This is a genomic window from Pinirhizobacter sp., assembly GCF_035317885.1.
In the GTDB taxonomy this organism is placed as follows: Bacteria; Pseudomonadota; Gammaproteobacteria; order Xanthomonadales; family Rhodanobacteraceae; genus Pinirhizobacter.
In genome coordinates, this window is record NZ_DATHFX010000487.1 from 1 (window position 1) to 3,860 (window position 3,860).

Here is a 3,860-nt window from a genome sequence, read left to right on the forward strand (position 1 = left end):
CGGATCGTCCGTTGCAGGTCGATCGTCAGGTGCTGCAGTTGCATGGCGCCGCAAAAACCGCAGGCCGAGCGCAACCGGTGCAGCAGGTCGGCGAAGGCGTCGATGTCCAGCACCAGGGTGTCGAATTCCTGCGCCAGCTGGGCCAGTTCATCGCGCAGGAGCGCGCGCAGCGCGCGAGTGATCGTCGCATCGCCACTGCTGGCAATGGCTTCGGCATCGTCCAGGATCAGTGCCGGGTAACGGCCGAAGCGGTTGAGCAGGGCGCGCAGCTGCGCCACCTCGAAAGGCTTGCCGAGCAATTCGACGAAGCCGAGTTGGCGCATATGCTGCCGCGTGGCAGCATCCGCACCCGCCGTGGTGGCGATCGCCGGCGAGCGGGCGGAAGCTGCATTCGGATCATGCAGCAGCGCATGCATGATGCTGGCTGCACCGCCGCCGGGCATGCGGCAATCGAGCAGCAGGAGGTCGAAGCGATGGGCCGTGGCCTGGCGTACCGCTTCGGAGTGGCTGATGCACGCGGTGACGTGGCAACGCAGCCCCTCGAGCGCCGCACGACAGAAGTCGAGCGTGGTGGGGTCGTCGTCGGCCACCAGCACCCGCAGCCCTTGCTGGGGCTGCGCACGCGCCGATGTGGCGGTTTGCGTCTCTGGCATCAACGATCCGTATCGTTCAGCTGGCTTTGGCAGAATGGGTGGACATGAGGCCTGGATCAATCGCGCGAATTCTCAATTGGATGGTCTTTGTAATGCTTGTGGGGTGTCCGATGCCAGCCATGGCAGGCATCCAACTGGTGGCGGACCACCTAAGCGTGCCCGGAATCGACCTGGCCGGCCTGTCAGTGTGGGCTGAAAACGAGCCCGGCGGAGGCCTCCGCGTGCGCGTGCAAAGCCAGGAGGCCAATATCCAGGCGCTTGGCTGGCGGAAGGTTGGCCTGGCCTGCGAAGGCAGTTTCCAGCGCGATGCCGCCGGCCGGCTGGTGCTCGATACGTCCCTGAAGATCGCCCGTGCTCCCGGTGGCGCCCTGGGCGACGCGCGCCTGCGGGTGCAGTGGGACGAGGCCGCCAATACCCTGCAGGCGACGATTGCCCAGGGTGCCGCGCGCGGTGCCCTGGCCATGCCACTGGACCAGCCCACGCACCTGCAGATCGACCTGGAAAGCCTTCCAGCGGCATGGCTCAAAGGATGGCTTGCCGCCACTGCCGTGCAGCCGAAGACGGGTAGCATCAATGCGAGCCTTGCGGTCGACCTGCGCGACGACGGCCTGCAGGCGGCCGGCCAGTTCGACATGGCAGGCATAGGCTTCGACGCGCCCGGCGGCCGCCTCGCCGCCGACAATCTTGCCGCCACCAGCCGCATCAGCGTGGATACCACCGGCCGTGCCGCGCGCCTGGGACTGGATGGCAGTCTTCGTGGTGGCAAGCTGTTGCTTGGCGATCTCTACGCTGAATTACCCAGCCATCCGGTGCTGCTGTCGGCCGACCTGGAGCAGGCCGCCGGCAGTACCCAGTTGCGCCGCCTGCACCTGGTGGACCCCGATGCGTTGACGCTGGACGGTTCGGCCAGCTTCGGACCGGGCAAGGCCATGGATTTGCAACTTGATGATATCCAGGCGCATTTCCCCGCGGCCTACGATCGTTATGGAAAAGGCCTGAGTGCCTGGCTGGGCTTCCCGGCGATCAGCATCGGCGGTTCGCTGCAGGGGGCGCTGTCACTGGCTCCGTCGGGATTGCGCTCGTTCCGCTTCGACACCCAGCACATGGACGTCGCCCTGGCCGATGGCCAGCTCGGCGTGAAAGGCCTGCGCGGGGGCCTGGACTGGGCTGCCGGGCAGACGCGCCCGGCGACCACCCTGGGCTGGTCGTCGCTCGATGTCTGGCGCATTCCCAACGGCGCGGCCGTGGGTCATTGGCAGACCGAGCACGGCGTACTTGGCCTGGCCCGGCCACTGCAGGTACCGGTGCTGGACGGCACGCTGTCGGTTCGTGCGGCAACGTGGCAGCCGGGCAAGCCCTCCACCGCGTCGCTGGTACTTACGCAGGTCGACATGGCCGCGCTTTCCCGGGCGCTGGGTTGGCCTGAATTCCACGGCACGCTGGCCGGCGCGGTGCCATCGTTGCGTTACGACGGCGACCGCCTGGAGCTTGCCGGCGGCCTTTCGATCAATGTTTTCGATGGATTCGTCGACGTCACCCGCCTGGCCTTGCAGCAGCCGTTCGGCAGCACGCCGGTGCTTACCGCGGATGTCGCCCTGCGCCAGCTCGACCTTGCCCTGGTCACCGGCGTGTTCGACTTCGGCAACATCACCGGGCGCATGGACGGTGCCGTCGATGGCCTGCGCATGGTCGGCTGGCAGCCTGCCGCGTTTACCGCGCAACTGCACGCCGACAGCGGCGGCAAGATAAGCCAGCGTGCGGTGGACAACCTCACGTCTGTCGGCGGCGGTGTCGTCGCCGGCGGATTGCAAGGCAAGGTGATGAAGCTTTTCCAAAACTTCAGCTACCGCCGCCTGGCGCTGGGCTGTGAACTGCATGGCGATGTCTGCCGCATGACGGGCCTGGCCGATGGCCGTCCTCCAGCAGAGGGCTACACTATCGTCGAGGGCAGCGGCCTGCCGCGCCTGACCATCGTCGGCCACCAGTCGCAGGTGGACTGGCCCACCCTGGTACGGCGGCTGCAGGTGGCCATCCACGGCGGCGGCCCGGTCATCGACTGATCCCACCGGAGCAAAGCGCATGCGCAGAACGTTCACCGGCGCCATCCTGGCCCTCGTCCTGGCCGTGGCCGGCTGCGTCACCATCAACGTGTACTTTCCCGAGGCGGCCGCGCAGAAGGCCGCCGACCAGTTCATCGGCAATATCCTGGAAGATACGCAGGCTCCGCCAAAGCCGGCCGCGCCCGCCACGGACAAGAGCGCCGTGCAACCGTCAGCCAGCGTGCTGGATCTGCTTATCCCGGCCGCCTATGCCGCCGACACCCCCGATATCCGCGTGCAGACGGCCACCACCCAGGCCATCGGTGAGCGCATGAAGGCCCGCCTGCGCGGCGGCCTGAAGGCCATGCTGGACAGCGGCGCCGTGGGCCTTGCCGCCGAGGGCGACCTGGCCGTACGCGACGCCAATGCCATTGCGCTGGCACAGCGCGCCCAGGCCAGCGCCTGGGTCGCCGAGGACAACCGCGACCGCGCCGCGTTGTACCGGGAAGTGGCCAATGCCAACGGCCATCCCGAGTGGGAAGGGCAGGTGCGTGCCACTTTCGCCCGGGGCTGGATCGAGCGTGCTCCCGCCGGCTGGTATTATCGTGACGCCGCGGGCCAATGGCACCGAAAATAGCCGTCGCCCGTTTCCTTAGCCTTAGCCCTTAACCTTCCGGCCGCTGGTTTCCAGATGCCAGGGCCCGTATTGAAGAAGCAATGACAGAGTTCGAGACCACCATCGTCAACGTCGGCCACGATGGCCGCGGCGTTGCCCGCATCGACGGCAAGGCCGTCTTCGTCGCCGGTGCGCTTGCAGGCGAAACGGTGCGCCTGCGCTTGCGCAAGCGCCACCGCAATTACGACGAAGCTGACGTTGTCGAAATTATCACCCGCTCACCCGACCGCACCGAGCCGCGTTGCATCCATGTCGCTGCCTGCAGCGGCTGCAGCCTTCAGCACATGCAGCCGACCGCGCAGATCACGATGAAGCAGCAGGTGCTGGCCGACAACTTCCAGCGCATCGGCAAGGTCGAACCCGGGCAGTGGTTGCCGCCACTTGCCGACGAAGCCTGGGGTTATCGCCGCAAGGGCCGTTTCTCGGTGCGCCATGTTGCGAAGAAGGAACGCGTGCTGGTGGGTTTCCGCGAGGAATCCAACCCGCGCTTCG

Annotated in this window: 4 protein-coding genes; 3 read left to right on the forward strand and 1 reads right to left on the reverse strand. The window is 67.1% G+C overall.

Annotated elements, in window-relative coordinates; genetic code table 11:
* On the reverse strand, nucleotides 1-653 hold a 653-nt coding region (locus VK519_RS16025), incomplete at its 3' end, for a response regulator (protein WP_324351394.1).
* A 119-nt stretch (nucleotides 654-772) separates the two neighbouring features.
* On the opposite strand from VK519_RS16025, the gene VK519_RS16030 reads away from it, so the two are divergent.
* From VK519_RS16030 to VK519_RS16040, 3 genes are all read left to right on the forward strand, one after another.
* The gene (locus VK519_RS16030) at nucleotides 773-2,713 is read left to right on the forward strand and encodes a hypothetical protein (RefSeq protein ID WP_324351396.1); all 1,941 of its coding nucleotides are present in this window, start codon (nucleotides 773-775) and stop codon (nucleotides 2,711-2,713) included.
* Nucleotides 2,714-2,732: 19 nt separating this feature from the next.
* On the forward strand, nucleotides 2,733-3,329 hold the full coding sequence (locus VK519_RS16035) for a DUF1318 domain-containing protein (RefSeq protein WP_324351398.1): 597 nt from the start codon (nucleotides 2,733-2,735) through the stop codon (nucleotides 3,327-3,329).
* 80 nt (nucleotides 3,330-3,409) lie between these two features.
* Nucleotides 3,410-3,860 (forward strand): TRAM domain-containing protein (locus VK519_RS16040; RefSeq protein ID WP_324351400.1); only part of this gene is annotated, 451 nt, incomplete at its 3' end.

Coding starts and splice junctions, on each gene's coding strand:
- VK519_RS16035 (WP_324351398.1), top strand. CDS start 2,733: ATGCGCAGAACGTTCACCGGCGCCATCCTGGCCCTCGTCCTGGCCGTG.
- VK519_RS16030 (WP_324351396.1), top strand. CDS start 773: ATGGCAGGCATCCAACTGGTGGCGGACCACCTAAGCGTGCCCGGAATC.